Here is a 25,333-nt window from a genome sequence, read left to right as displayed (position 1 = left end):
CGGGGCCGGCAGAATTTGTCAGGGGGGTGTTCGTGCCGAGCCTTGCTGGGACTGGGTTTCACGGTTTGAGCTGCTGCCTAGCTTGGCGCGGCACTACAGACGCGACGCCACGGCTGCATGGCCGGCGAAGCGCTAACCCCTCCCCAACCCTCCCCTTCGCTACGCGAAAGGGAGGGGGCACAGCCCCTCCCCCAGACGCGTCCCATCGTCCGTTCCGGCTCCCAGCGCTAGAATGCATGCCATGAACACGCTGACCTTCCGCAACGCCACCGCCGCCGATATCCCGGCCCTGATCGATCTGGTCACCTCCGCCTACCGCGGCGACTCCTCGCGTGTCGGCTGGACCACCGAAGCCGACATCCTCGATGGCCAGCGCATTGACGCCGCTGGCATCCAGGGCGACCTCGACCGCCCGCGCAGCGTCATCCTGCTCGCCGAGCAGGACGGCCAGCTGCAGGCCTGTTGCCATGTCGCCGATGAAAACGGCCACGGCTACTTCGGCATGTTCTCGGTCAGCCCCACCGCCCAAGGCGGCGGCATCGGCAAGCAGCTGATGCAGCGCGCGGAACAGCATGCCGCCGAGCAATGGCAGCTGCCGACCATGCAGATGACGGTGATCGACTGCCGCGAAGAACTCATCGCCTTCTACGAACGCCGTGGTTATGTGCGCACCGGCATCAAGAAGCCGTTCCCGTATGGCGACGAACGCTTTGGCATACCCAAGCGCGACGACCTGCAGTTCGAGGTGTTGGAAAAGCCGCTCGGGGCCACCGCATGAGCGAGACTTGGACCTTCATCTGTAGCAGCGAGGAACTGTTGCCGGGCGAAATGAAGACCGGCTTCGATGAAGTAACCGGTGCCCCCATCGTCGTGTTCAACCTGGACGGCGAGCTGTACGCGCTGGAAGACCAGTGCACGCATGAGGAGTTCGAACTGTCCTCCGGCGAGCTGGATGCGGCAGAAGGCAGCATCGAGTGCATCCTGCACGGTGCCCGTTTCGATGTGCGCGACGGCCGCGCCCTGTGCGCCCCGGCCTACACTGCCGTCCCCAAGTTCCCGGTCAAGCGCGAACACGGCGGTATCTGGTCGCGCGACGACCGCGATTGAGTGTCAGGCCCGGTGTCATGACAGCGGGGAGTCGCGCAAGCCTTCCCCGCTACGGACGCGATCGGGAGGCGTGCCGCAGCCGTCCGATGGCCCGCAGCCTCCGCCGACACGTGCCCGGGCTGACCAACAGCCCTCCCATCCGTACCCATTGAATGCCCTGCTGTCCCTCTCATATCAGGATTGCAAACGCAAACAATTCTCAATAAGATGCGCATCTATCGCGACAAAGCGATGTTAACGGTCCGCACCCTCCCCCATGTCCAACCCGCCCGCCAAGGCTGCTCCGCTGATTGTCGCCTCCGTGCGGCAGCGCTTGCTTTGGCTGCCACTGTTGTTTGGCATGTTGCTGGTATGGGCCGTGGCCCTGCAGGCCAAGGCGGTTGCTGCCGCCCCGCTGGCAGTGGAAGGCTACACGCAGAGCCTGGTTTCGCCTGAACCGGGCCACCCGCAGCAGCCGCTGCAGATGGCTGCCATCAGCGAAGCCGGCAGCGAATCCTCCCGCCCCACCCGCTCGCGCCCGGCAACGATGCTATCGCCGCCGGTCACGCCTGCTCCGCTTACCGCCCACCGCGTTTTCATGACTGCCGCCAGCGACACGCTGCTGCAGCACGCGGTGGAGCGCGCCCAGCGCTATCCGCTGGCGCCCTATCTGCTGCTCAATCCCGGCCACGCCCCGCCCCGCGCGCGCGCCATCTAAGCAGCCTCCGGCGATCCCCGCGCAACAGCGCGTCGCCGTCGATATCCCGCTTTCCATCTAGACACCCGCGGCGCCCTTCGGCCCGTCAGGTTCAACTCGTCCTTTTCTCCCGGATATACCCGTCCATGACCCATATCAAGACCCGCAAGTACGCACCGCGCGCCACCATGCTCGCCACTGCCACACTGGCCGCCGGCTTCTCGCCGCTGACCGCACTGGCCGCCGACGCAGACGCCGACTCGGCCAGGAACAAGGCCACCGATCTGGATCAGGTACAGGTACGCGGCAGCTGGTTCGCGCCGTCCTCGCCCAAGTTCACCGCCGAACTGCTGGATACGCCGAAGTCGGTGTCCGTGGTCACCGAGAAGACCATCCAGGAAATCGGTGCCACCAACCTGGTCGACGCATTGCGCATGGTTCCGGGCATCACTTTCGGTGCCGGCGAAGGCGGCAACTCCACCGGTGACCGCCCGTTCCTGCGTGGCTTCGATGGCCAGAGCAACATGTTCGTCGATGGCCTGCGCGACGTTGGTACGCAGACCCGCGAAGTGTTCGACCTGGAGCAGCTGGAAGTGGTCAAGGGCCCGAGCTCGGCCTACGGCGGCCGTGACTCCGGCGGCGGCAGCATCAACCTGGTCAGCAAGACCCCGAAGCTGAAGAATGAAACCAGTGCCAGCATGGGCATCGGCACCGACAGCTATGCGCGTGGCACGGTTGATGCCAACTACGTGCTGGGCGACGGCATCGCCGCCCGCCTGAACCTGCTCAAGCACGAATCCGACATCGCCGGCCGCGACGCTGCCAATGTCAGCCGCTGGGGTATCGCACCGTCCATCGCCTTCGGCCTGAACGGCCCGCTGCAGCTGATCGCCAGCCATTACCACCTGGAAACCGACGATCTGCCCGATGCCGGCGGCTTCCCGTATGGCGACCCGGCCACCAAGACCACCGTCGGTGCGCCGATCGTGCCCAACCGCAACAACTACTACGGGCTGATTGACCGGGACTTCCAGCGCACCCGTGCCGACATCAGCACCCTGGATGCCAGCTACTCCTTCGGCGAGCACAAGCTGCGCAACATCGCGCGCCTGGGCAACACCAGCAATGACTACCTGTGGACCCAGCCGGACGACAGCAAGAACAACCCGAACCTGTATGGCACCTTGTGGCGCCGTACCAACAACCGTGCCATCGACACCAAGACCTTTGCCGACCAGCTGAGCCTGACCGGTGCGTTCCAGACCGGCGGTCTGAAGCACAGCTACAGCGCTGGCGTTGAGTACAGCGAAGAAAAGAGCAGCAAGGGCAGCTACGTGATCGGCGGTGCCGGCACCAACAACCCGATCGGCAACAACCAGGTGTGCAAGACCACCGGCGCAGCGACCGGCTACAACTGCACCGATTTCTACAACCCGAACCCGAAGGATCCGTGGTCGGCCACCCACCCGGTCACCCGCAGCGACAAGGCGCTGGATATCGACCAGACCACCAAGACCAAGTCGGTCTACGCCTTCGATACCATCGAGCTGAGCGAAAAGTGGCTGGTCAACCTCGGCCTGCGCTGGGACGACTACGACACCGAGCAGGTCACCCCGGTCCTGAACAAGGCGCCGACCGTGCTCAACAACAGCGACGGCTTCCTGAACTACCAGGCTGGCGTAGTGTTCAAGCCGACCGCCAACGGCAGCATCTACCTGTCCTACGGCACCTCCTCGACCCCGCCGGGCATGGACAGCGGTGAGGGCAACGACTCGATCAGCGCCGCCATCGAAAACCTCAAGCCGCAGGAAACCAAGAACTACGAGCTGGGCACCAAGTGGGACCTGCTCGACAAGCGCTTGAACCTGACCGCCGCCATCTTCCACACCGAGATGAGCAATGCCCGCGTCGTCATCGACACCGGCACTACCCAGAACGCGGGCAAGAAGGCGATCAATGGCGTCGAGATCGGCATCAATGGTCAGATCACCGACAACTGGAATGTCGCCGGCGGCTATACCTACATGGATTCGGAGCTGAAGGACAACGGCTTTGTCTGCGGTGTCACCGTACCGCGCGGCCAGCCCTGCCCGGCAGGCCAGTACATCGTCTCGCCGAACAACGGCAACATGTTCCCGAACACCCCCAAGCATGCCGCCACGCTATGGACCACCTATGTGTTCCCGTTCGGCCTGACCGTCGGTGGTGGTGCAAGCTATGTCGACAAGCAGTACGGCGATGCCGCCAACACCAAGTGGGTGCCGAGCTACACCCGTTGGGACGCCATGATCGGTTACGCCATCCAGGACAACATCAGCCTGCAGTTGAACGTGCAGAACCTGACCGACAAGACCTATTTCACCAAGGCCTACGCCTCGCATTACGCGAGCATCGCCCCGGGTCGCGCGGCCACGCTGGCACTGAACGTCAAGTTCTGATCCAGGCATGACCAGCAACGGCGGCAGGTGCAAACCTGCCGCCGTTTTGCTTTCCGCCGCTGCCGCGACAGGCGACGGCAATCCCCCGCAATGGCTACCATCAGCGATCAAACGCCGAACAAAGCCGGGCACAGGCAAGACGATGTCCAACTCCTTTCCAAGCGATGCCGATGTACTGGCGCAGCAACTGTTGAACGACCCGCAAGGCACGTTCGCGCAGATACGTGAGGCTGCACTGGGTGGCCAGCTGGATGCACAGCTGCTGCTGGCCCAGCTATACATCGAAGGCAAAGGCGTGGCGCGCGACGAGCAGGCCGCCCTGCTCTGGTACGAAACCGCCGCCAACAACGGCAGCGCACTGGCGATGAACATGCTTGGCCGCTGCCATGAACTGGGCCAGGGCTGCACGCCGGATGCCTCGTTGGCTGCGGTCTGGTACCGCAATGCCGCCGAAGCCGGACTGGACTGGGGCATGTACAACCATGCCAACCTGCTCGCCACCGGCCGTGGCGTGGCGCAGGACCGGCCCAAGGCGCTGGCACTGTATACGCAGGCTGCCCACATGGGCCATGCCAAATCGATGAACCTGCTGGCGCGCCACCTGGAAGACGGGCTGGATATCGAACGCGATCCGCAGGCCGCCCTGGCCTGGTATCAACGCTCGGCCGAGGCCGGTGATTTCCGCGGCCAGGCCAACCTCGCTTCCATCCTGCTGCAACAAGGCCAGATCGAGCCCGCCGTGCAGTGGCTGCGCTTGGCATTGGCCAACGGCAGCCCGGCGTTCATGGCGAATATCGTGCCGGAACTGGCCGCCTCTCCCCATCCGCAGATCCGCGCACTGGTAGCCTGAGCCAGGCCCCGAGGAACTCCCATGCTGCTGCATATCCCCAACGTACTCAGCCTCGAACAGGTCGCCCTTTTTCGCCAGAAACTGGATGCGGCTGACTGGACCGATGGCCGCGAGACCGTTGGCCATCTCGGCACCCATGCCAAGCGCAACGAGCAGTTGCCGGAAAACTCGCCGCTGCGCCGTGAACTGGGAGAAACCGTACTGCTGGCGCTGGCCAGCAACCCTTCCTTCTTCAGCGCCGCGCTGCCACTGAAGTACCTGCCACCGCGCTTCAACCGTTACAGCGGTGGCGGCAACTACGGCTTCCATGTCGATGGCGCGGTGATGAACCTGGGCCAGGGCGAGCAGCTGCGCTCGGATGTGTCGTGCACCCTGTTCCTGTGCGAGCCGGAAGAATACGAAGGCGGCGAACTGATCATCAGTGACACCTATGGCGAGCACGAGGTGAAGCTGCCAGCCGGTGACCTGGTGGTCTACCCCTCCAGCAGCCTGCACAAGGTGCAGCCGGTGACCCGCGGCGCGCGCCTGGCGTCGTTCTTCTGGGTGCAGAGCATGGTGCGTGACGAAGCCCACCGGCGCCTGCTGTGGGAAATGGACACTTCCATCCAGCAACTCACCCTGGACTGCCCGCAGCACCCCTCACTGGTCAGCCTGACCGGGATCTATCACAACCTGCTGCGGCAATGGGCGCAGACCTGAGCGTTGCCGGTCCCATCGTCATCGCAGTAGCTGCGTAGTCCAGTAGCCCGGGTAAGCCCAGCGCACCCGGGGCTGTTCGCGGAGAATCCAAGAATCCGGCCGATCCCTGCCCCCGGGTGCGCTGCGCTTACCCGGGCTACAAAAGCCGCGGCCTTCCTTTGCCACGCGCACCGGACAGCTCCAACGAATCAACGCCACTGACAGCGCGGCGCGCGCATCAGCCAACGGCAGCGGACTGATAATTGTCATGTTGCTATCAATTCTCATTTGCAAAAGTTAACGAATCGTATCTACAATGCCGCACCGCGCACATCGGCCCTGTTGGCCGCGTCCGCAATCCGGGGATACGCATGCAGCAACCACAGCGCAAACACGCATACAGCACCGCCGCATCCGGCGTTGTCAGTCTGCGCCCGTTGGCCTTGTGTCTGTTGCTGTTGTTGTCGCTGCTGGCCTCGCTCTGCCACAGCGGCTCCCCGCTGGCCCGGCTCGGCGTTGCGGAAAACAGCAATGCATCGGCGCCTGCCGAAGAGCGTCAGGGTGGCGAGCGCCACCTTGAAGAAGAAAGCCCAGCCAAACTTCGCAAGGCAAGCCAGCTGCGCGCAGCACGCGCCATTCCGCCTTTGCCCAATGCCAGGCAGCTACTGCCTGCAGCCAGCGAGCCCAGCACGGCCCGTGTGGTCATCCCGGTATCCGAGCCGGTCATCGGCCATGCCTTGGCCAGCCCGCGCCAGCAGCGCGGGCAAGCGCCCCCGTTGAGCTGATGCTCCGCGCCCAGGCGCTCGCGTTACACCCCTTCCTTTCCAGCCCGTCCCTGCCTGCGCCCGCGTTTGCGGTGTAGACGGCTGCAGCCTGCATTCCCTTGTTCGAGGTATTCCCATGGCCCTGTGCCAGCGTCGCCGTGTGTCCGTTTCCCGCCAACTGCTCAGCCTCGCCGTGCTCGGCGCCCTCAGCGCCAGCGCCCATGCCAACGGCAGCGGCGCGCCCACCACGCTGGACAAGGTGGTCGTCACCGCCAGCGGTTTCGAGCAGAAGATCACCGACGCGCCAGCCAGCATCAGCGTGGTCAGCCGCGAAGAACTGGCACTGCGCCCCTACACCAGCCTTGTTGATGCGCTGCGCGACGTTGAAGGCATCGACGTCGGCATGGAAACCACCGACAAGAACGGCCGCGCTACCATCTCCATGCGTGGCATGCCGTCCGAATACACGCTGGTACTGATCGATGGCCGCCGCCAGAGCAACGTCGGCAATCTGTACCCGAACAACTTCGGCGGCGGCCAGTTCGCCTACATGCCGCCATTGGATGCAGTGGAACGCATCGAAGTGGTGCGCGGCCCGATGTCGACCCTGTACGGCGCCGACGCCATGGGCGGGGTGATCAACATCATCACCCGTCGCAACCAGAACGAATGGCACGGCTCGGTGACGCAGGGTTTCACCGTGCAGCAGGAAGATGCTTTCGGCGATGCCCGCACTACCGACCTGTACCTGAGCGGCCCGCTGATCAAGGATCGTCTGGGCATGACCGTGCGCGGCAGCTGGTATGACATCGACGAATCGCGCCCGGAATGGGATTCGCTGCCGCTGCCCGATGGCAGCCAGTGGGAACGTGCGCTCGGCTTTGGCGGCGGCGGCAAGGCCGTGGCCAACACCAACTGGAACAGCGGCATCCGCCTGAACTTCAAGGCCAGCGAAAACCACGACCTGTGGCTGGACTACGACGTCTCGCGCCAGAAGTACGACAACAGCAAGGGCCAGACCGGCACCTTGGACAGCGCCGAAAGCCTATGGCGCAGCGGCGTGGCGACCATTCCCAATGGCAACGGTGGCACCACCACCCGTCGCGTGGTGCAGCCGCGCGTTGGTTATACCGCCTACCAGCGCTATGAGCTGGACCAGCTCTCGCTGACCCACCAGGGCCGCTACGACTTCGGCACCTGGCAGACCAGCCTGTCGCGCACCCAGAGCAACAACCTGGGCCGCTCGCTGCCATTGACCCTGGACGAACGCGCCGACCTGCAGACCCTTTGGAACGATGTCTGCCGTCGCCGCGGCCAGGCCGCCAACTGCAACATGGCCAGCGGCAACCTGTCGGTGCTCAATGACGCCGAACGCGCACGCCTGCAGGCCTTCCTGCCGCGCCCACTGCGCACCATGGAACTGGACGCACTGGTGCTGGACACCATGCTTGACCTGAGTTTCGGCGCGCACAAGGTCACCGTCGGCGGCCAGTACAACAACACCGACATGACCGACGGCGTGTTCGGCATGGACGGCAACGGCTACCGCGACAACGTCAAGCAGAAGCACCGCACCTGGTCGGTATTTGCCGAAGACAACTGGGCGCTGACCGACGCGCTCACCGCCACCTTCGGCCTGCGTTACGACGACCACAACATCTTCGGCAGCCATGTCAGCCCGCGTGCCTACCTGGTGTGGAATGCCAGCGATGCGTGGACCGTCAAGGGTGGCATCAGCACCGGCTACAAAACCCCGCGCCCGGACCAGCTGTTCCCCGGTGTGACCGGTTTCGGCGGCCAGGGTGTGATCCCGATGGTGGGCTCGCCCAACCTGAAGCCGGAAACCAGCACCAACTACGAAATCGCCACCTATTACGATGGCGGCCGCTGGGGCTTCAACGCCACCGCCTTCCTCAACCGCTTCGACGACAAGATCGCCAGCGGCGGCAGCTTCGCCAACTGCGAAGTGGCCCCGGCCAACAGCGGTTACTGTGTGGACGTGGGCCCGGGCTGGGCAGCGTTGGGTTACAGCGTTTTCAGCCAGAGCGTGAACCTGGACAAGGCCGAAACCCGCGGCGTTGAGCTGGCCAGCCATGTGGACCTGCTGGACAACCTGCAGCTGCGCGGCAACTACACCTACACCAAGAGCGAGCAGACCAGCGGCGCCACCAAGGGCCGGCCGATTGCCGGCAACCCGGCCAAGCACATGGCCAATGCCAGCCTCAACTGGCAGCTCAACGACGCCATCAGCCTGAGCCTGATCGGCGAAGGCCGCTACGACCGTTACCGCGACACGCTGGTGTCCAACGTGGGCGGCGTCAGCAACTCGACCGTGCGTTATTACGAGGACTACACCACCTTCCACCTGGGCGGCAGCTGGAAGCTCAACGACTGGCTCACCGTCAACGCGCGCGTCAACAACCTGTTCGACAAGGATTTCGTCTCGCAGTCCTGCATCCTGAGCTCGCCGAGCGAGTACAGCTGCGTCGACGACTATGCAGTGAAGGAACAGCGCCGCAGCTACTGGCTGTCGTTGAACGCGAAGTTCTGATTGGTGTAGCTGGGCACGGGCAGCGCTGAGCGCTTGCCCACCCGCCTGTCAACGCCGCAGCCCCACAAACGTTTCCAGCACAAGCAACACCGCTCCCTCCCTTTCACGCAGTGAAGGGGAGGGTTGGGGAGGGGTAGCTTTTGATCTTGCTTCCAGCTTCAGGCCTAGATCCAGAACCCAAGCAACAGCCAGATCAAAAGCTACCCCTCCCCGGCCCTCCCCTTGCCTCCGGCAAAGGGAGGGGGCATAGCACAGCACAAATTGCGAATCATTCTCATTAGTGCTCTAATCGTCATCCTTCAACACCCCTGATCCCCGTGTCCGCAGACCGCAGCGCCGCCACTACCGTGCAACACCAAGCCAACCGTGGGTTCTGGTTGCGCACCTTGCATCAGTGGCACTGGATCAGCTCGGCGGTGTGCCTGATCGGCATGCTGCTGTTCTCTCTCACCGGCATCACCTTGAACCACGCGTCCAAGATCGAAGCCAAGCCGCAGGTGCAGAACCTGCAGCTGGAACTGCCAGCACCTGTACTCAAGGCGCTGGGTGATCGCCAGGACGGCAATGCACCGCTGCCCGCCCGCGTTTCCGACTGGTTGTCCAACCGTCTGGAGGTGTCCATCGGCAGCCGCGAGGCCGAGTGGTCGCCGGAAGAAATCTACCTGTCCATGCCCGGCCCCGGCAGCGATGCCTGGTTGAGCATCGACCGCGAAACCGGTGCGCTGGAGTTTGAAAAAACCCGTCGCGGCTGGGTTTCGTATTTCAACGATCTGCACAAGGGCCGCAACGCCGGTCCGGGCTGGGGCTGGTTCCTCGACGTGTTCGCGGTGGCCTGTCTGGTGTTCTGCATCACCGGCCTGTTCCTGTTGCATCTGCATGCGCGGCAGCGGCGCATGACCTGGCCGCTGGTCGGCCTGGGTTTGCTGATCCCGCTGCTGATCGCCCTGCTCCTCATCCATTGACCGTCGCCCTTCCCGGAGTCGCACCATGCGCGTCACCCTGACCATCGCCCTGAGTGGCCTGATCGCTACCGCTCCTGCCGCCTACGCCGCCAGCCTCGACGTCAACGTCGAAGTGCCCAAGCTCAACGTGGCCGAGTACCACCGCCCGTATGTGGCGGTGTGGATCGAAGGTGCCGACCAGCAGGTCGCCGCCAATCTGTCGGTCTGGTACCAGCTCAAGGACACCGCCGAAGGCCATGGCACCAAGTGGCTGCCGGACCTGCGCCAGTGGTGGCGCAAAAGCGGCCGCACCCTGCAGGTGCCGGTGGATGGCGTGACCGGCCCGACCCGTCCGGTCGGCAAGCACCAGCTCAGTTTCAACGATCGTCAGCCGCAGCTGCGCGCCCTGCCCGCCGGCCAGTACACGCTGGTGGTGGAAGCCGCACGTGAAGTCGGTGGCCGCGAGCTGGTCAAGATTCCCTTCAGCTGGCCGGCCCGTGCCGCCCAGAACGGCAGTGCCCAAGGCAGCACCGAACTCGGCGCCGTCACCCTTGCCGTCAAACCCTGATCCCCATTACCAACGGAGCCAACCGATGAAGCGTTCCCTCCTGCTTGCTGCCACCATTGCCGCCGCGCTGCCCTTCTCCGCCGCCGCCCACAAGGCCTGGCTGCAGCCGTCGCAGACCGTTATTGCCGGTACCAACCCGTGGATCACGGTGGATGCGGCCGTGTCCAACGACCTGTTCTATTTCAACCACGTGCCGCTGCGCCTGGACAACCTGGTGATCACCGCACCGGACGGCAGCACCGTGCAGCCGCAGAACGCGGCCACCGGCAAGTACCGCAGCGTGTTCGATGTCGAGCTGACCCAGCAGGGCACCTACCGCCTGGCCACCGTCAATGCCGGCCTGTCGGCCAACTGGCAGGAAGACGGCAAGCCCAAGCGCTGGCGCGGCAACGCCGCCACCTTCGCCACCGAAGTGCCGAAGGACGCCAAGGACCTGAAGGTCTCCGAGACCGCCGGCCGCATCGAAACCTTCGTCACCAACGGCAAGCCGAACGACACCGCGCTGCAGCCGACCGGCAAGGGCATGGAGCTGGTTGCAGTGGGTCACCCGAATGATCTGTTCGCCGGTGAGCAGGCCAAGTTCAAGCTGCTGGTCGACGGCAAGCCGCATGCGGGTCTGGAAGTCGAGATCACCCGCGGTGGCACCCGTTACCGCAACGCCCAGGAAGAGATCAAGGTCACCACCGACGCCAATGGCGAGTTCTCGGTGACCTGGCCGCAGGCTGGCATGTACTGGCTGGAAACCGGCACCGAGGACAACAAGACCTCGATCCCGCAAGCCAGCGTCCGCCGCCTGAGCTACGTAGGCACGCTGGAAGTGCTGCCGCAGTAATGCTCAAAGCCCCTCTCCCGCCGGGAGAGGGGTTGGGGTGAGGGTAAAGCCGAAGCAGCGCAGTTGAAGTCGGCTGTCGGCCTTAACAAGCAAAAGCTCCCCCTCATCCGCCCCTTCGGGGCACCTTCTCCCGTAAACGGGAGAAGAAGCACTCCGAAGCTCATGCGCTCATAGCCCCTCTCCCGCCTGCGGGAGAGGGGTTGGGGTGAGGGCAAGGCCGGAGTCGGGCTCCTGAAGTCTGCCGTCGGTCGAAAGAAGCAAAAGCTTCCCCTCATCCGCCCCTTCGGGGCACCTTCTCCCGCTCGCGGGAGAAGCAACACCGCCTAGCCGATCATTTCCGATGTCCTCCAACTCCGACATCGCCGCTCTTGGCGGCCACACCATGGGCACCAGCTGGAGCGTCAAGCTGGTCGTTGTGCGCAGCCGTGACCTGCACCCGCTGCATGCTGGCATCCAGGCCGAACTGGACCGCGTGGTCGCGCAGATGAGTACCTGGGAAGCCGGCTCGGATATCAGTCGTTACAACCGTGCCGCCGCCAACAGCTGGCATGCATTACCCGATGATTTCTGGAGCGTGCTCAGCGCCGCGCGCGATATTGCCGAACGCAGTGCAGGCGCCTTCGATCCCAGCATCGCCCCCTTGGTCGCGCTGTGGGGTTTCGGCGCCGATGCCGCCGCGCAGGCCGTTCCCGATCCCACGCGCTTGGCCGAAGTCGCCGCACGCTGCGGCTGGCAGAAACTGCAGCTGGATCCCCAAACGCAAAGCGCCCTGCAACCGGGCGGCCTGCAGCTGGACTTGTCGGCCATCGCCAAGGGCTACGGCGTGGATCTGGTCAGCCGCTGGCTGCGTCGTATCGGCATCACCGCCGCGCTTGTCGAAGTAGGCGGCGAACTGCACGGCTATGGTCTGAAACCCGATGGCCAACCCTGGCGCGTGCTGGTTGAATCCGCTCCGGAAGAAGATGCCGGCGCCGAATATCCGCCGCGCGTATTGGCATTGGATGATCTTGCGGTAGCCACCTCCGGCGATCGTTGGCACCAGTTTGAACGCAATGGCGTGTCCTACAGCCACACCCTGGACCCGCGCAGCCACGCGCCGGTCAGCCATGCCGCCGCCGCAGTCAGCGTGATCGCCCGCGATGCCATGCTTGCCGATGCTTGGGCCACCGCATTGACCGTGATGGGCGCCGAGCAAGGTCTGGCCTTTGCCAACAGCCATGACTTGGCTGCACGCTTCATCACCCGCAGCAGCAATGGCCTGATCGAAACCATGACGCCCGCCTTCCAGCGTTACCTGGACGCCAGCACGCAATGAACCGCAACAGCTCCACGCGCGCACTGCTGGGCAACCTCGCCGTTGGCCTGGGCCTGTTGCTGATCGCCCTGCTGCTACTGCGCCTGCACCTGGGCGAACGCTGGTGGCCGGCGCCGCCGCTGGCGCCACAGTGGTGGATGGCCCTGACAGCGTTGGCGATCTACGCAGCTGCCTGTTTCGCCCTGTGGTGGTGTACCCGCCAACGCGACGATGAGGTCGGTGACAGCAAGGAACCGCCCATCCTGGTGGTGTGGGCCAGCCAGACCGGCTTTGCCCAGCAACTGGCGCAGCGCACGGCGGCACAGCTGCGTGCTGCCGGCCACAAAACCCGTCTGCGCGCTATCGACCAGGTGGATGCGGCACTGCTCGACAGCAGTCGCCAGGCCTTGTTCATCGTCAGCACCACCGGCGAAGGCGATCCGCCCGATCACGCCCTCGCCTTCCTGAGCCGGGTAATGCCGCAGCCGCTGAAGCTGCCGCAGCTGCAATACGCGGTGCTGGCGCTGGGTGACAAAACCTACGACCAGTACTGCGCGTTCGGCCATCAACTCGATCACTGGCTGCGTGCGCACGGTGCGCAGCCGCTGTTTGACACCGTGGACGTCGACAATGCCGACGCCGAAGCGCTGCGCCATTGGCAGCAGCTGCTGGGCCAGCTCGGCGGCTCAAGCACGGAGGCAAGTGATTGGAGCGTGCCGGCCTATCAATCCTGGCTGTTGCGCAAGCGCGAAGTTCTCAACCCCGGCAGCATCGGCGGCAAGGTATTCCACCTGCAGCTGCAACCGGCGGACGGCAAGCTGCCTACCTGGCAGGCCGGCGACATCGCCGAGATCGGCCCGCGCCAATCCGCTGCCGCGGTGACGCAATGGCTGCAGGCGCACGACGTTGATCCAGCAAGCGTGCTGGCCGATGGCCGCATGCTGCGCGATGCCCTGGCCGTTTCGCACCTGCCCGACAACTGCGAAACCCGGGATGTCGACGCCCTGGCCGCCAGCCTCAAACCCTTGCCACACCGCGAATACTCGATCGCATCGATGCCAACGGAGGGCAGCCTGCAGCTGATGCTGCGCCGGCAGCTACGCCCCGATGGCAGTCCTGGCCTGGCCAGCGGCTGGCTCTGCGATTACACCCAGCCCGGCGACAGCATTGATCTGCGTCTGCGTAGCAACAGCAATTTCCATCCACCCGGCAACGATGCGCCGCTGGTTCTGATCGGCAACGGCACCGGCATCGCCGGCCTGCGCGCGCATCTACGCGCCCGTATCGATGCAGGCGCGCGCCGCAACTGGTTGCTGTTCGGCGAGCGCAACGTGGCGCACGACTTCCATTTCGGCGACGAGCTGCGGCAATGGCAGCGCGAGGGTGGAATCGAGCGATTGGATACGGTCTTCAGTCGCGATGATGGCGCCTACCATTACGTGCAGGACGCATTGGCTGCGCACAGCGAGGTGCTGCGACAATGGCTGGACGATGGCGCCACCCTGCTGGTCTGCGGCAGCCTGCAAGGCATGGCCCCGGCGGTGGACAAGGTCATCATCGATGCGATTGGTGCCGACGCACATCAGGCCCTACGTATCGCCGGCCGCTATCGTCGCGACGTCTACTGACCATCGCAACCAACCGGTAGTGCCGAGCCATGCTCGGCAGAGGCCCTACAAACAATCCCATCGGTAGTGCCGAGCCATGCTCGGCAGAAGCCTTACAAACAATCCCAACCGTAGTGCCGAGCCATGCTCGGCAGAAGCGTTCCCGGTAATACCCATGCTGAGCATGGCTCGGCACTACAGGTGAAGCTTTGCGCTGTTGGCTATCTGGCTTCGCGGCTTACGCCGCTCCCACAACCGGCATCACCTTTATCGCCAACACCTCACCGCCGCCGCTGAGCGTATAGCGTTGCCGCTCACCGGCGCCAAGCCATGCGGTATCGCCGGCCGACATCGCCGGCAGCACACCACCCTCGAACTCAGCATGGCCGGCCAATAGATGGATGGCCCATGCGGCCTGTGGCTCGGTGAAGAACAACATGTTGCCAACCAGCGGCCGATGCAGCAGTTCGGCTTGCAAGGCATCACGGCGCCACATCAGATTGAAGTCCTGGGTCACCCCATCCACCAACTCGCCAACCAGCTCCGCCTCACCGGCAAACCGCAACCGCTGATACGGCGGCAGCAAGGTTTCGCAGCGGCCATCAGCGAAGCGCAGGCGCAGGCCTTCGCCCTGCAGCAATACCAGCTCGCGTTCAACACCTGGGAATGCGGAGAAAGCCGCATCCTGCTCGATCTCGGCAATGGACAGGCGCAGCTGCCAGTCGCCCTGCTCGGGCAGACGCAGGATTTCGCGCGTCCAACCCAGGCCATTACGCCAGCGCTCGCGCTGGTAGAGAGCAGCCGGTATGACCCGGGAAGGAGAGTTCAAGGTATGCATTGGCCAATGATGCCATCAGCGTGCATGCAACTGCTTTTTTGTGGGAGCGGCGTAAGCCGCGAAGCTCACCACAACCAAGCGGCGGAGACCTCTGCAATCACATTGCATCTGCTCGCTGTAGGAGCGGCGTAAGCCGCGAAGCCACAGAACCAACAGCGTGGAGCAAAACCAACCCCTCCCCAACCCTCCCCTTGCCTTCGGCAAAGGGAGGGGGCTCAAGCGCCCCGTGCGCTTCGCACAAGGGAGGGGGCAGAAGCGTTTACTTCGGCATCGCCAGGTTCTCAGCCGTCAACGGCTTACCCCCACGCGGCGTGGTCGCAATCACTGCATCAGCCGGCAAGGCCGTGCCCTTGTCCAGGCGTGCCTGCACCCGATCCAGGGCCTCATACACATACGGCAGCAGCGGCAGGTAGCGCGAGCCGTAATCCGGCAGGCCGAGGAAACCATCGAAGTGCTGCACATTGCGCACCTTCCAATAGCTCACCTCACGGCCGGCCGCCTTGGCCGCCGCCGCATACGGTGCGCTGCTGAAAGCCGGTGGAATCAGGCCATCGTCGGCACCGTGTACCACCATCACCGGCAGCCCCTTGCGCGGCAAACCAGCATGCGTGGCCTGGATACCCGCCTGTACGCGCCTGGCGTCTTCACCCTGCCCGTCCCAAAGACCACGCAGGCACTTGAGCCCTGCATAGGTCAGGTCCGGCAAGGCCACCTTGCTGTCTAGCAGGCCAACGCCGGCACCCGGCGGAATGCCACTGCCGTCGGAGATCCACGCAGCACGCTCAATGGCGCTTGCCGCGCGCGGCGAGAAGTCCGGATTCTGTGCGGCGAAGTTGAAGCCGCAGGGATGCTCGCCAACGCCATAGCGGCCATAGGCCGAGGCATACGTTGCCGAGATCGCGCGCCACAGATCAAAGCCGGTGGACAAGGCGCCAGCACGCAGCGATTCGTCGGTCCAGCCCTTGCTGAGCATCAGCTCGTAGGCCGTCTTGGCCTGCGCTGCCGGTGTCGCACCACCGATCACACCCTCCGCTGCCAAAGTTGCACAACGCACGGCGGCACCGGCCTGCAGCGCGGCAGTCATCGGCGGCTGCGGCAGGTTGCTCATGTGCAGCTGCGCGCACGGCATCAACAACGCCGCCTCGGTGCTGTAATCGTAGAGCGCACGTGCACCGGCGCCGCTGGAATAGATGCTGGGTTCACCGGCTACCACGGCATCCAGCCAGTCACCTTCCAACTCGGCCGCACGCAGCACCGCGCCGCCGCCATTGGAGATGCCCACGGCAATGATGCGGGTGTTCTCGAACGTAAAAGGAGCCGCCTGCGGATAGGCCTGTGCCAGGGCCAACAGCGCGAACTCGGCCGCCTGTTTTACGTGGCGCCCCCAGTCGGCTTCCGGGTTGTCCTTGGAATGCGCATGTTTGAAGGCGACACCCGCTGCATTGACCGGCGCATCCGGCACGAACGCAAGGTCGCTGACTTCACCCAAGGCACCGATGCTGCCGTTGGCACGCACACCCATCTGCGCGTTCAGATCGTAGTAGTCGCTGCCGGCGCCCTTGTCGGTATAGACCACCGCACAGCCCTTGGGCAGGCCCCAGGCAGCGGCGACCGACACCGCGCCGTAGATGCCACGCGACCCCGATGCCGGTGCGACCAGCACACAGCGCTTGGCGGTATCAAAGTTGTCCGGAATCTGCGCCAGCACGCGATGCGGCTGCTTGGCACCGGGCAGGCGTGCGAACGCCGCATACTCGCGGCCGGGCACACTCTGCAGGCTGCCGAACAGTTCGCCGTAACCACCGCCCGGAGCGAGGTCGGCAATGCCGCGCCAGCTACCCCACATCGCGCGACGGCGCAGCTCATCCACGGTCGGTGCGCTGGCATCGGCAAAGGCCGGTGGCGCCATGCTGCGCAGGCCGGCCAGGCCCAGCCCGGCGGTAAGCAGGTCATCACTGCCACGGTGTTCGCTGCGGAGTTCGTTGCTGAACATGGAAGACTCCACGGGCTTGGACGCTGGGCCGCTGGCACAGGAGGCCAGGCTCAGTCCGACAAATAGGCCGCAGGCGGCGCGCAATAGGGATTGGCTCATGGACGCACCCTAGCAGAGCAACCACGGCCGGCTCATCGTACTTAAGTACCACACGCTTTTAGCGCTGCTGCTGCTACGTTTCCACCATCCCCCATAGCATCGGAGTCCCCCCATGGACCGCTTCCTGCAAGGCCGCACCGCATTGGTGACCGGCAGTACCTCCGGCATCGGCCTGGCCATCGCGCAGGCATTGGCCAACGCCGGCGCCCGCGTGGCCATCAACGGCCTGGGCACGCCCGAGCAGATCGATGCGGCGCTGGCCAGCGTCACCGACACCGGCAGCGAGGCGCGGCACTTCGATGCCGACCTGCGCAAGCCCGACCAGATCGCCCACATGCTCGAAGCCGTGCAGGCCTGGGGCAACATCGACGTCCTGGTGAACTGCGCCGGCATCCAGCACGCCGCGCCGCTGGCCGAACAGCCGCCGCAGAAGTGGGACGACATCATCGCCATCAACCTCAGCGCTGCCTTCCACACCATGCAGCATGCGCTGCCGGGCATGGCCGAGCGCGGCTACGGCCGGGTGGTCAATATCGCCTCGGTGCATGGCCTGGTCGCCTCGAAGAACAAGGCCCCGTACGTGGCCAGCAAGTTCGGCATCGTCGGCCTGAGCAAGGTAGCGGCGTTGGAATACGCCGCTGCCGGCAACCGTGAGAGCGGTGGCGTCACCGTCAACTGCGTCTGCCCGGGCTGGGTTGAGACGCCCTTGATCGAGCCGCAGATCCAGGCGCACCGCAATGGCGGCAGCCGCGATGACGGCGTCCGCGCCCTGCTGGAAGAAAAGCAGCCCAGCCTGCGCATGTCGCTGCCCGAAGACATCGGCGCGATGGTGGTCTGGCTGTGCCGCCGCGAGTCGCACAACCTCACCGGCGCAGCGATGCCGATGGACGGTGGCTGGACAGCGCAGTGAAGCAGTAGCGGGGAGCTGGGAGCTGGGAGCCAGGAGTGTGGAGCGAGGAGTGAGGAGCGAGTAACGGTAGAGCAGAGCCGGCTCCAGTTCCGCTCCACACTCCTCGCTCCACACTCCTCGCTCCACACTCCTCGCTCCACACTCCTCGCTCCACACTCCTCGCTCCACACTCCACACTCCTCGCTCCTCGCTCCTCACTCCTCACTCCTCACTCCTCACTCCTCACTCCTCACTCCTCACTCCTCACTCCTCACTCCTCACTCCTTGCTCCTTGCTCCTTGCTCCTTGCTTTTGGCCGCCCCTGCGCCTCTACTGTTTGCTGTTTTCCCACCACTGGTTCCTGGCCTGATGCCCAGTCTGTTGATTGCCGACGATCACCCCTTGTTCCGCGCTGCCCTGCGGCAGGCGGCCAGCGAGGCCGTCAGCGAACTGCAGGTGCGTGAGGCCGAATCGCTGGAAGGCGTGCTGGCGGCGCTGGATGCAGCTCCGGACACCGACCTTATCCTGCTCGACCTGCATATGCCCGGCAATCACGGTTTGGCAGGACTGGCCGCTATCCGCGCACAACACCCTGGCGTGGCTGTGATCGTGGTCTCGGCCAATGACGATCCACGCGTGGTGCGGCGTGCGCTAGACCACGGTGCCGCCGGCTACCTGCCCAAGAGTTCGGGTTTGAATGAGCTGCGCGAAGCAATCCGCAGCGTCATGGCCTGCGAGCAATGGCTGCCGGCATCGCTGCGCGCGGCGGTATCGCGGGCGCAGTCCTCCAGCCACGACAGCGAACTGGCCGCGCGCCTGGCCAGTCTGTCGCCGCAGCAGTTCCGGGTATTGGCGCTGGTTGCCGAAGGCCTGCTCAACAAGCAGATCGCCGACCGCCTGGATGTGCAGGAGCGCACCGTCAAGGCCCATCTATCGGCCATCTTCGAACGCCTCGGGGTTCGCAACCGCACCCAGGCCAGCGTGGTACTGCGCGAACTGGAACTGAGCGATCCAGCACGCCAGGCGGTGTGACCACCGCTTTTGATTCTTGTGGGAGCGGTGTAAACCGCGAAGCTATCGAACTGGCAACTCGCGGCCTGTTCAACCACACGCACCCCTGATTGCAGTTGTTCCGGTGCCGGAGCTGATACCCGTTTCGCGGCTCACGCCGCTCCCACAGTGTTCCTCTGCCAACCAGCTTGCGCAGCAATGCCCGAGCTGAAGCTGTGCGATCCAGCGCGCCAAGCGGTGTGACCCGGCCGTAGGTTTGTAGGAGCGGCGTCAGCCGCGAAGCTGGTACACCACCCGGTCCGGCCAAACCAATCCCACGCACTCCTGATTGCATTGGCTCCGATGTCGGAGCCATTTCCAGCTTCGCGGCTTACGCCGCTCCTACAAGCCGCCGCTCCGATGGGTTGCCTTGTGCAGCAACATGCCCGCCAGCATTGCCGGCACAAACCACAGCGCCTCCGGCGACATCACGCCCAGGCCGACCAGCGCCGGGCCCGGGCAGTAACCAGCCAGTCCCCAGCCGATGCCGAACAAGGCCGCACCCATCAGCAATGACCGGTCGATGCGGCGCAGATCCGAGATCTGGAAACGCTCGGCAAATACCGGCGCCGGCCGTCGCAGCACGAAACGGAACAGCAACATCGTTGTGCCGACGGCGCCACCCAGCACGAACAGCAGGGCCGGATCGAAATCGCCGAATACATCGAGGAAACCGAGGATGCGCTGCGGATCTGTCATGCCCGACAACGCCAGGCCAAGGCCGAACAGCGCGCCGGAAACCAGTGCCGCCCAGGTGATACGCGACGTACTCATGCCACGTGCCTGACGATGTAGGTGGTCAGAACCGCCGTCGCCATGAAGGTCAGCACGGCAGCGAACGAACGCACGGACAAGCGCCCCAAGCCACAGACGCCGTGGCCGCTGGTGCAGCCATTGCCCATGCGCGTGCCAAAACCCACCAGCAGCCCCGCTGCAACCAGCAGCACGGGCGGAAAGCCCTGGCGCGGTGTGTAAGCGCCCGGCACCAGCCACAGATACGCGGCACCGGCGCCAATCAGGCCGATCAGGAACGCGCCGCGCCAGGCCACGTCACCGCTGCGCGGCATCAGCACTCCGCCAACAATGCCGCTGATGCCGGCAATACGCCCGGTCAGCCATAGCAACAGCGTGGCGGCCAAGCCGATCAACACGCCACCGGCCAAGGCCAGCATCCAGCCGGTCATTGCGGTTTCCCGATCTGGTCCAGTGGCAAGCGCAAGTAGCGCACGCCGTTGGCATCGGGCTCGGGCAAGCGCCCGCCGCGGATATTCACCTGCAATGCCGGCAGGATCAGCTTCGGTACCGGCAGCGTTGCGTCACGCTGCTCGCGCATCTGTACGAAGCTGGCCTCGTCGGCACCGCCCTTGAGATGCAGATTGTGCTGCTTCTGCTCGTCGATGGAGCTCAGTGCCTGTGCTTCGCGGCGATTGCCCGGGTAGTCGTGGCACAGGTAGATGCGCGTCCCGGCCGGCAAGGCCAGGATGCGCTGGATCGACGCGTACAGGCGATGCGCATCGCCGCCGGGGAAGTCGCAACGCGCGGTGCCGGTATCTGCGGCAAACACGGTGTCACCGACGAACGCCGCATCACCGATCACATAGGTCAGGCTGTCATCGGTATGCCCAGGCGTGGCGATCACCCGTGCAGTCAATCCACCGACGTTGAAGCTGTCCGCATCCTCGAACAAGCGGTCGAACTGGCTGCCATCGGCAACGAACGCATCGCCCAGGCCAAACACGGCCTTGAAGTGCTGCTGCACCTGCACGATGCCGCGGCCAATGGCCACCGGCGCCTGCAGTTGATCGGCCAGATAGCCTGCCGCGCTGAGATGATCCGCGTGCGCATGGGTTTCCAGAATCCAGGCCACCGTCAACAGCTTGCTGCGCACGAATGCCAGCAGCGCATCCGCTGACACGGTGCTGATGCGTGCGCCGGCCGGCTCGTAATCCAGCACCGGATCGATGATGACGGCCATGCCGCCGATCTGGTCATAGACCACATAACTGAAGGTGCCGGTGTCCTTGTCGTAGAACGGCTCGACCACCGGCGATGAGATCTGCGTCTGGCTCATTGAGAGGGCCTTGCTTTTAATTTAGCTTTTTCTAAATTAAACTAGTCATCCGTAAAGCACAAGCCCGGAACGCAAGCCCCTGATGCCAGCTTCAGACATGGATATGGAACAAATGCAGGCGCACGCTGAACAAGCCGCGCAGCTGCTCAAATCGTTGGCCCACCCGGCGCGGCTACGCGTGCTGTGCCGGTTGGTGGAGGGCGAGGCTTCGGTAGGCGAACTGCAGGCGCAGGTAGGCCTGTCGATGTCGGCGCTGTCACAGCACCTGGCGGTGATGCGCGAAGCCGAGCTGGTCAGCACTCGCCGCGAAGCACAAAGCATTTTCTATGCACTGGCCGACAGCCCTGCAATGGGCGTGATGCAGGCCTTGCATGCGGCTTATTGCGGGAACGCTAGCAACTAACCTTCAGGCTGCGATAAAGCGCGTAGGGCCTGTAGCCCGGGTAAGCGCAGCGCACCCGGGAATATCGCAAGGTTCTCCCGGGTGCGCCGCACTTACCCGGGCTACGTGGAGAAAATGCGGCGCCTAAGACTCCCGCCGCCCCGCGCCTGGCCTCAACGCATCGGCCGCCAATAGCCGATCAAGAATCGACTTCAGCGCCAACGGACGCACCGGCTTGTGCAGCAGCGTCAGTCCCTGCTCCAACACCTCCCGGCGCGTAGCCAGGCCGTCGTCGGCACTGAGGATCAGGGTTGGTCGCGCGCCGAAACGTTCGCTCAGCCGCAGCTGCAGAGCAGTGCCGGTATCACCGTCATCCAGGTTGTAGTCGAACAGCCACAGGCTCGCCGGCAAGGCCTGCAATGCCGCCACCGCCTGTGCTTCGCCGGAGGCTTCGGCCACGTGGTAGCCCCAGCCACGCAACAGGCCGGCCAGGCCCTGCAAGGCAACCGGATCGTTGTCGACCACCAGCACCGGCACACCGCCCGACGTTGCCGCACTGCGCAGCCATGGCGCCACCGCTACCTGCGCCGACACCGCAAGCTGCAGTGACACCGAGAACACCGTGCCCCGCCCTTTCTCGCTGCGCAGGCGCAGCGGCGCATGCAGCAGGCCGGCAATGCGGTCGGCAATTGCCAGCCCAAGACCGAGCCCTTGCCCGCTGCTCTCCTCGCCACGCCGGAACTCCTCGAATATGCGCTGCTGTTCCTGCTTGGCGATGCCCGGGCCGGTGTCATGCACTTCCACGCGCAGGCGCTGACCATCACGGCGCACGCCCAGCAACACGCCGCCCGCATGGGTATAGCGCACCGCGTTGGCGAGGAAATTCTGCAGTACCCGGCGCAGCAACTGCGGGTCGCTGTTGACCCAGGCGCGGGTAGGCACGTAGTGGAACTCCAGCCCGCGTGCGGTGGCCAAGGCGCGGAACTCGGAAACCAACGGATCCAGCACTTCGGCCAACGGCAGATCGCGCGGCTGTGGCACCAGACCACCGGCTTCCAACCTCGACATATCAAACAAACCCGTCAACAGGTCAGTCGTTGAATCCAGTGCACCGCGGATCTGCACCACCGTTTGTTGCTGCTGGCTGGATTCCACCTGCTGCGCCAGCGTATCGGTGAACAGATGCGCGGCATGCAGCGGCTGCAACAGATCGTGGCCGACCGCCGCCAGAAAGCGGCTCTTGGCATCGTTGGCGCGCTCCGCCTCGCGCTTGGCCGACTCCAGCAAGGCAGTACGATCGCCCACGCGCTGCTCCAGGGTTTCGTTGCTGCGCTTGAGCTCGCGCTCGCTGCGGCGGAACTCGGTGACATCGGTGAAGGTGGCTACAAAGCCGCCGCCAGGCATTGGATTGCCGCGGATCTCGACGATGCTGCCATCGGGGAATACGCGTTCGGTCAAATGCGGCGTACCGGCGCGCATGAACGCCAGGCGCCGGTCCACGGCACGCTCGTCGCCGCCGCGTGCGGGCATTGCCTGCAATGCCCAGCGGGTCAGATCGATGATCGGGCGGCCCACCTGCAGCAGCTCATCGGGGAATCCAAACATGCGCGCATACGGCCGGTTCCACGCCACCAGCCGCTGCTCGCGGTCGATCACGCTGATGCCCTGGCTCATGTTCTGCAGCGCCGCCTGCAGCACCTGTTGGCTGAAACGCAGATCCTGCGAGGCCTCGCTGACGATGGCCGCCACCGTTGCCAACTCATTGCCCTCGCGCCGCGCCGCGTCCAGCAGCAGGCGCGCGGAGGCGGCGCCGAGCACCGCCGACAACTCACGTTCAACACTGGCCTCGATCGCCGCTGGAACCGCGCCACTGCGCGGCGCGTCGGCCAGCAAGCGCTGCACCCGCTCATAAGGCAGGAAGCGACGGCCGGCGTCGCGCAGGGTATCGGCATCAAGATTGCGGCTGATACGGTCTGGCGTATCGCGCCGCCAGGCCATCGCCAACAACGTCACCGCGGTGCCGACAAACAGGCTGGCGCCTACTGCGCGCCCCAACGGCGTCCAGCCGGTCAGGCCAAACAAGCCCTGCGGTGCAAGCCACTGCCACCCGAACGGGCCCTGCAGCAGCCATGCCGGTGTACGCCCGCCGCTTTCCAGCAACGAAGGCAGCAGCAGCACCCAGGCCCAGGTCGCGAAGCCGGCCAGCACACCGGCGATGGCCGCACGCGGTGGCGTCTGCGGCCGCCAGATGGCAAAGGCCAGCACCGGCACCAGCGTGGCCATTGCCGAAAACGACACCGCGCCGATATCGGCCAGCACATTGCCGCCACCAATCAACCGGCTATAGCCCCAGGCCATCAGCATGATCACGCAGATACCTGCGCGCCGCAGCCAGACCAGCTCGCGGCGGTGATCGCCGCCGCCGGCACGTGCCCAGGCACTGCGCAACAAGCCGGGCGCGAACCAGTGGTTGCCGATCATCAGGCTCAAGGTCAGCGTACTCACCACCACCATGCCGGTGGCCGCGCTGAGGCCGCCGAGGAAGGCGAACAAGGCCACACCTTCATGGCCTGCGGCGAACGGCAGCGCCAACGTATACATATCCGACGGGACGCTGTTACCCAGCAACTGCGTGCCAGCGCGCGCCAACGGCAGGATAGGCAATGCGATCAGCAACAGGTACAACGGGAACAACCAGCGCGCGGTGCGCACATCGGCCGGATCGCGGCACTCGACCACGCCAACATGGAACTGATGGGGCAGCAGGAACATCGCCAGACCACCGAGGATCACCAGCGGGATGAAGCCGCCTTCCTGCGCATTGACCGGCGCCGGCAGCGCGGCAGGAACTCCCTTCAGGCCAAACCAGACGAATACACCCAGCGCCAGCATCGCGCCGAGCTTGAACACCGACTCGGCAGCCATCGCCAGCACCAGCCCGCGATTGTGCTCGGAGGCATCGGCGCGACGCGCACCAAACAGCATCGCGAACAAGGCCATCGCCAACGCCACATACAAGGCACTGTCATGCCAGATCGACCCACCCTGCCCGGCGTCCACCGCGCGCGAGGTGATCATGCTGAAGCTCATCGCCACCGCTTTGAGCTGCAGCGCGATATACGGAATCAGGCCCAGCACCGTCACCAGCGTCACCGTCGCCGCCAACCAGGCATCACGCCCCAGCCGCGCGGCAATCAGATCGGCGAGCGAGGTGGCATTGGTTTCGCGCGCCAGCCGTACCAGCCGCATCATCACGCCGATCGCCAGCGCGTAGAAAAGGATCGCACCGACAAAGGTGGGCGGCAGCGGCCAACCATGGCGCGCGGCCTGGGTAACGGTGCCGTAGAACGTCCACGAAGTGCAGTGCACCGCCAGCGACAAGGTGTAGATATGCCGCCAATGCCGCGCGAATGCGGTAGGCCGGCGCTCACCGTAGATGGCCACGCCAAACATCAGGGCCAGCCAGGCCAGACCCGCCAGCGCCACCGTCACCAGACTCAACATGGAATGCGTTTCCCAGAAGCTGCTTGGCAGGATACGGAGTTAAGCGGGAAGGATGAAGCAGTGCATGACTTGAATGCCTTGCTTGAGGCCCTTGCTTGAGGCCCTTGCTTGATGCCCTTGCTTGGGGGCTCTGCTTGAGGCCCTTGCTTGAGGCCCTTGCTTGAAGCCCCTCTCCCTCCGGGAGAGGGGTTGGGGTGAGGG

At 64.9% G+C, this 25,333-nt stretch carries 22 protein-coding genes; 16 read left to right on the top strand and 6 right to left on the bottom strand.

Translation table 11 applies throughout. The features are described from left to right. The first annotated feature begins 241 nt into the window (after positions 1–241). The 13 genes from ABE493_RS17490 (at position 242) to ABE493_RS17430 (ending at position 14,327) form a co-directional block, all read left to right on the top strand. Positions 242–778 carry a GNAT family N-acetyltransferase gene (locus ABE493_RS17490; RefSeq protein WP_346500326.1) on the top strand — a complete coding sequence of 179 codons (537 nt, stop codon included), beginning with the start codon at positions 242–244 and terminating at the stop codon, positions 776–778. Then, complete coding sequence (locus ABE493_RS17485) at positions 775–1,107, top strand: non-heme iron oxygenase ferredoxin subunit (RefSeq protein WP_346500324.1); 333 nt, start codon at positions 775–777, stop codon at positions 1,105–1,107. The genes ABE493_RS17490 and ABE493_RS17485 overlap by 4 nt, the downstream gene beginning before the upstream one ends. A 256-nt stretch (positions 1,108–1,363) precedes the next feature. After that, the gene (locus ABE493_RS17480) at positions 1,364–1,804 is read left to right on the top strand and encodes a hypothetical protein (protein WP_346500322.1); all 441 of its coding nucleotides are present in this window, start codon (positions 1,364–1,366) and stop codon (positions 1,802–1,804) included. Positions 1,805–1,929: 125 nt separating this feature from the next. After that, on the top strand, positions 1,930–4,221 hold the full coding sequence (locus ABE493_RS17475; protein ID WP_346500320.1) for a TonB-dependent receptor: 2,292 nt from the start codon (positions 1,930–1,932) through the stop codon (positions 4,219–4,221). A gap of 142 nt (positions 4,222–4,363) precedes the next feature. Beyond that, positions 4,364–5,071, top strand: coding sequence for a tetratricopeptide repeat protein (locus ABE493_RS17470; RefSeq protein WP_346500317.1), 708 nt, complete (start codon positions 4,364–4,366; stop codon positions 5,069–5,071). 21 nt (positions 5,072–5,092) lie between these two features. Then, positions 5,093–5,770 carry a Fe2+-dependent dioxygenase gene (locus tag ABE493_RS17465; RefSeq protein WP_346500315.1) on the top strand — a complete coding sequence of 226 codons (678 nt, stop codon included), beginning with the start codon at positions 5,093–5,095 and terminating at the stop codon, positions 5,768–5,770. Between the two features lie 350 nt (positions 5,771–6,120). Beyond that, the gene (locus ABE493_RS17460) at positions 6,121–6,534 is read left to right on the top strand and encodes a hypothetical protein (protein WP_346500313.1); all 414 of its coding nucleotides are present in this window, start codon (positions 6,121–6,123) and stop codon (positions 6,532–6,534) included. Between the two features lie 115 nt (positions 6,535–6,649). Then, positions 6,650–9,064, top strand: a complete 2,415-nt coding sequence (locus tag ABE493_RS17455) for a TonB-dependent receptor domain-containing protein (protein ID WP_346500311.1) — start codon at positions 6,650–6,652, stop codon at positions 9,062–9,064. A gap of 317 nt (positions 9,065–9,381) precedes the next feature. Beyond that, entirely contained in the window at positions 9,382–10,026 is a 645-nt protein-coding gene (locus tag ABE493_RS17450) for a PepSY-associated TM helix domain-containing protein (RefSeq protein WP_346500309.1), read from the top strand. A 25-nt stretch (positions 10,027–10,051) separates the two neighbouring features. Further along, complete coding sequence (locus ABE493_RS17445) at positions 10,052–10,573, top strand: DUF2271 domain-containing protein (RefSeq protein ID WP_346500307.1); 522 nt, start codon at positions 10,052–10,054, stop codon at positions 10,571–10,573. A gap of 25 nt (positions 10,574–10,598) precedes the next feature. After that, positions 10,599–11,405 (top strand): DUF4198 domain-containing protein, encoded by an 807-nt coding sequence (locus ABE493_RS17440; protein WP_346500305.1) that lies wholly within the window; start codon positions 10,599–10,601, stop codon positions 11,403–11,405. Positions 11,406–11,745: 340 nt separating this feature from the next. Then, on the top strand, positions 11,746–12,720 hold the full coding sequence (locus ABE493_RS17435) for an FAD:protein FMN transferase (RefSeq protein ID WP_346500303.1): 975 nt from the start codon (positions 11,746–11,748) through the stop codon (positions 12,718–12,720). Continuing rightward, on the top strand, positions 12,717–14,327 hold the full coding sequence (locus ABE493_RS17430) for a sulfite reductase subunit alpha (protein ID WP_346500301.1): 1,611 nt from the start codon (positions 12,717–12,719) through the stop codon (positions 14,325–14,327). Before ABE493_RS17435 ends, ABE493_RS17430 begins: the two co-directional genes overlap by 4 nt. 217 nt (positions 14,328–14,544) lie before the next feature. On the opposite strand, the gene ABE493_RS17425 is transcribed toward ABE493_RS17430, so the two are convergent. Continuing rightward, positions 14,545–15,144 carry a HutD/Ves family protein gene (locus ABE493_RS17425; RefSeq protein WP_346500299.1) on the bottom strand — a complete coding sequence of 200 codons (600 nt, stop codon included), beginning with the start codon at positions 15,142–15,144 and terminating at the stop codon, positions 14,545–14,547. A 259-nt stretch (positions 15,145–15,403) separates the two neighbouring features. Then, a complete protein-coding gene (locus ABE493_RS17420; protein WP_346500297.1) occupies positions 15,404–17,137 on the bottom strand; it encodes a 3-hydroxybutyrate oligomer hydrolase family protein in 1,734 nt (577 codons plus the stop codon). A gap of 211 nt (positions 17,138–17,348) precedes the next feature. Between ABE493_RS17420 and ABE493_RS17415 the strand changes: the two genes are divergently transcribed. Further along, positions 17,349–18,146, top strand: a complete 798-nt coding sequence (locus tag ABE493_RS17415; RefSeq protein ID WP_346500295.1) for a 3-hydroxybutyrate dehydrogenase — start codon at positions 17,349–17,351, stop codon at positions 18,144–18,146. Between the two features lie 348 nt (positions 18,147–18,494). Further along, positions 18,495–19,157 carry a response regulator transcription factor gene (locus ABE493_RS17410; protein ID WP_062168673.1) on the top strand — a complete coding sequence of 221 codons (663 nt, stop codon included), beginning with the start codon at positions 18,495–18,497 and terminating at the stop codon, positions 19,155–19,157. A 360-nt stretch (positions 19,158–19,517) separates the two neighbouring features. On the opposite strand, the gene ABE493_RS17405 is transcribed toward ABE493_RS17410, so the two are convergent. Genes ABE493_RS17405 through ABE493_RS17395 form a run of 3 tightly spaced genes read right to left on the bottom strand, consistent with a single transcriptional unit; the run spans position 19,518 to position 21,246 of the window. Next, the gene (locus ABE493_RS17405; protein ID WP_346500292.1) at positions 19,518–19,949 is read right to left on the bottom strand and encodes a DUF6691 family protein; all 432 of its coding nucleotides are present in this window, start codon (positions 19,947–19,949) and stop codon (positions 19,518–19,520) included. Further along, positions 19,946–20,359 carry a YeeE/YedE family protein gene (locus ABE493_RS17400; RefSeq protein WP_346500289.1) on the bottom strand — a complete coding sequence of 138 codons (414 nt, stop codon included), beginning with the start codon at positions 20,357–20,359 and terminating at the stop codon, positions 19,946–19,948. The genes ABE493_RS17405 and ABE493_RS17400 overlap by 4 nt, the downstream gene beginning before the upstream one ends. After that, a complete protein-coding gene (locus ABE493_RS17395; RefSeq protein WP_346500287.1) occupies positions 20,356–21,246 on the bottom strand; it encodes an MBL fold metallo-hydrolase in 891 nt (296 codons plus the stop codon). The genes ABE493_RS17400 and ABE493_RS17395 overlap by 4 nt, the downstream gene beginning before the upstream one ends. An 82-nt stretch (positions 21,247–21,328) precedes the next feature. Between ABE493_RS17395 and ABE493_RS17390 the strand changes: the two genes are divergently transcribed. Continuing rightward, the gene (locus ABE493_RS17390) at positions 21,329–21,649 is read left to right on the top strand and encodes an ArsR/SmtB family transcription factor (protein WP_430980810.1); all 321 of its coding nucleotides are present in this window, start codon (positions 21,329–21,331) and stop codon (positions 21,647–21,649) included. A 123-nt stretch (positions 21,650–21,772) separates the two neighbouring features. Here ABE493_RS17390 and ABE493_RS17385 read toward each other — a convergent pair whose 3' ends face one another. Continuing rightward, positions 21,773–25,132, bottom strand: a complete 3,360-nt coding sequence (locus tag ABE493_RS17385; protein ID WP_346500283.1) for a hybrid sensor histidine kinase/response regulator — start codon at positions 25,130–25,132, stop codon at positions 21,773–21,775. Positions 25,133–25,333: the final 201 nt, after the last annotated feature.

Origin of the sequence: Stenotrophomonas terrae (assembly GCF_039674165.1) — a bacterium.
Lineage (GTDB): Bacteria > Pseudomonadota > Gammaproteobacteria > Xanthomonadales > Xanthomonadaceae > Stenotrophomonas > Stenotrophomonas terrae_A.
This window is presented reverse-complemented; position numbering and strand designations above follow the sequence as displayed.

Coding starts and splice junctions, on each gene's coding strand:
- ABE493_RS17410 (WP_062168673.1), top strand. CDS start 18,495: ATGCCCAGTCTGTTGATTGCCGACGATCACCCCTTGTTCCGCGCTGCC.
- ABE493_RS17400 (WP_346500289.1), bottom strand. CDS start 20,359: ATGACCGGCTGGATGCTGGCCTTGGCCGGTGGCGTGTTGATCGGCTTG.
- ABE493_RS17435 (WP_346500303.1), top strand. CDS start 11,746: ATGTCCTCCAACTCCGACATCGCCGCTCTTGGCGGCCACACCATGGGC.
- ABE493_RS17385 (WP_346500283.1), bottom strand. CDS start 25,132: ATGTTGAGTCTGGTGACGGTGGCGCTGGCGGGTCTGGCCTGGCTGGCC.
- ABE493_RS17390 (WP_430980810.1), top strand. CDS start 21,329: ATGCCAGCTTCAGACATGGATATGGAACAAATGCAGGCGCACGCTGAA.
- ABE493_RS17475 (WP_346500320.1), top strand. CDS start 1,930: ATGACCCATATCAAGACCCGCAAGTACGCACCGCGCGCCACCATGCTC.
- ABE493_RS17415 (WP_346500295.1), top strand. CDS start 17,349: ATGGACCGCTTCCTGCAAGGCCGCACCGCATTGGTGACCGGCAGTACC.
- ABE493_RS17480 (WP_346500322.1), top strand. CDS start 1,364: ATGTCCAACCCGCCCGCCAAGGCTGCTCCGCTGATTGTCGCCTCCGTG.
- ABE493_RS17430 (WP_346500301.1), top strand. CDS start 12,717: ATGAACCGCAACAGCTCCACGCGCGCACTGCTGGGCAACCTCGCCGTT.
- ABE493_RS17440 (WP_346500305.1), top strand. CDS start 10,599: ATGAAGCGTTCCCTCCTGCTTGCTGCCACCATTGCCGCCGCGCTGCCC.
- ABE493_RS17445 (WP_346500307.1), top strand. CDS start 10,052: ATGCGCGTCACCCTGACCATCGCCCTGAGTGGCCTGATCGCTACCGCT.
- ABE493_RS17485 (WP_346500324.1), top strand. CDS start 775: ATGAGCGAGACTTGGACCTTCATCTGTAGCAGCGAGGAACTGTTGCCG.
- ABE493_RS17405 (WP_346500292.1), bottom strand. CDS start 19,949: ATGAGTACGTCGCGTATCACCTGGGCGGCACTGGTTTCCGGCGCGCTG.
- ABE493_RS17465 (WP_346500315.1), top strand. CDS start 5,093: ATGCTGCTGCATATCCCCAACGTACTCAGCCTCGAACAGGTCGCCCTT.
- ABE493_RS17455 (WP_346500311.1), top strand. CDS start 6,650: ATGGCCCTGTGCCAGCGTCGCCGTGTGTCCGTTTCCCGCCAACTGCTC.
- ABE493_RS17420 (WP_346500297.1), bottom strand. CDS start 17,137: ATGTTCAGCAACGAACTCCGCAGCGAACACCGTGGCAGTGATGACCTG.
- ABE493_RS17470 (WP_346500317.1), top strand. CDS start 4,364: ATGTCCAACTCCTTTCCAAGCGATGCCGATGTACTGGCGCAGCAACTG.
- ABE493_RS17460 (WP_346500313.1), top strand. CDS start 6,121: ATGCAGCAACCACAGCGCAAACACGCATACAGCACCGCCGCATCCGGC.
- ABE493_RS17425 (WP_346500299.1), bottom strand. CDS start 15,144: ATGCATACCTTGAACTCTCCTTCCCGGGTCATACCGGCTGCTCTCTAC.
- ABE493_RS17490 (WP_346500326.1), top strand. CDS start 242: ATGAACACGCTGACCTTCCGCAACGCCACCGCCGCCGATATCCCGGCC.
- ABE493_RS17395 (WP_346500287.1), bottom strand. CDS start 21,246: ATGAGCCAGACGCAGATCTCATCGCCGGTGGTCGAGCCGTTCTACGAC.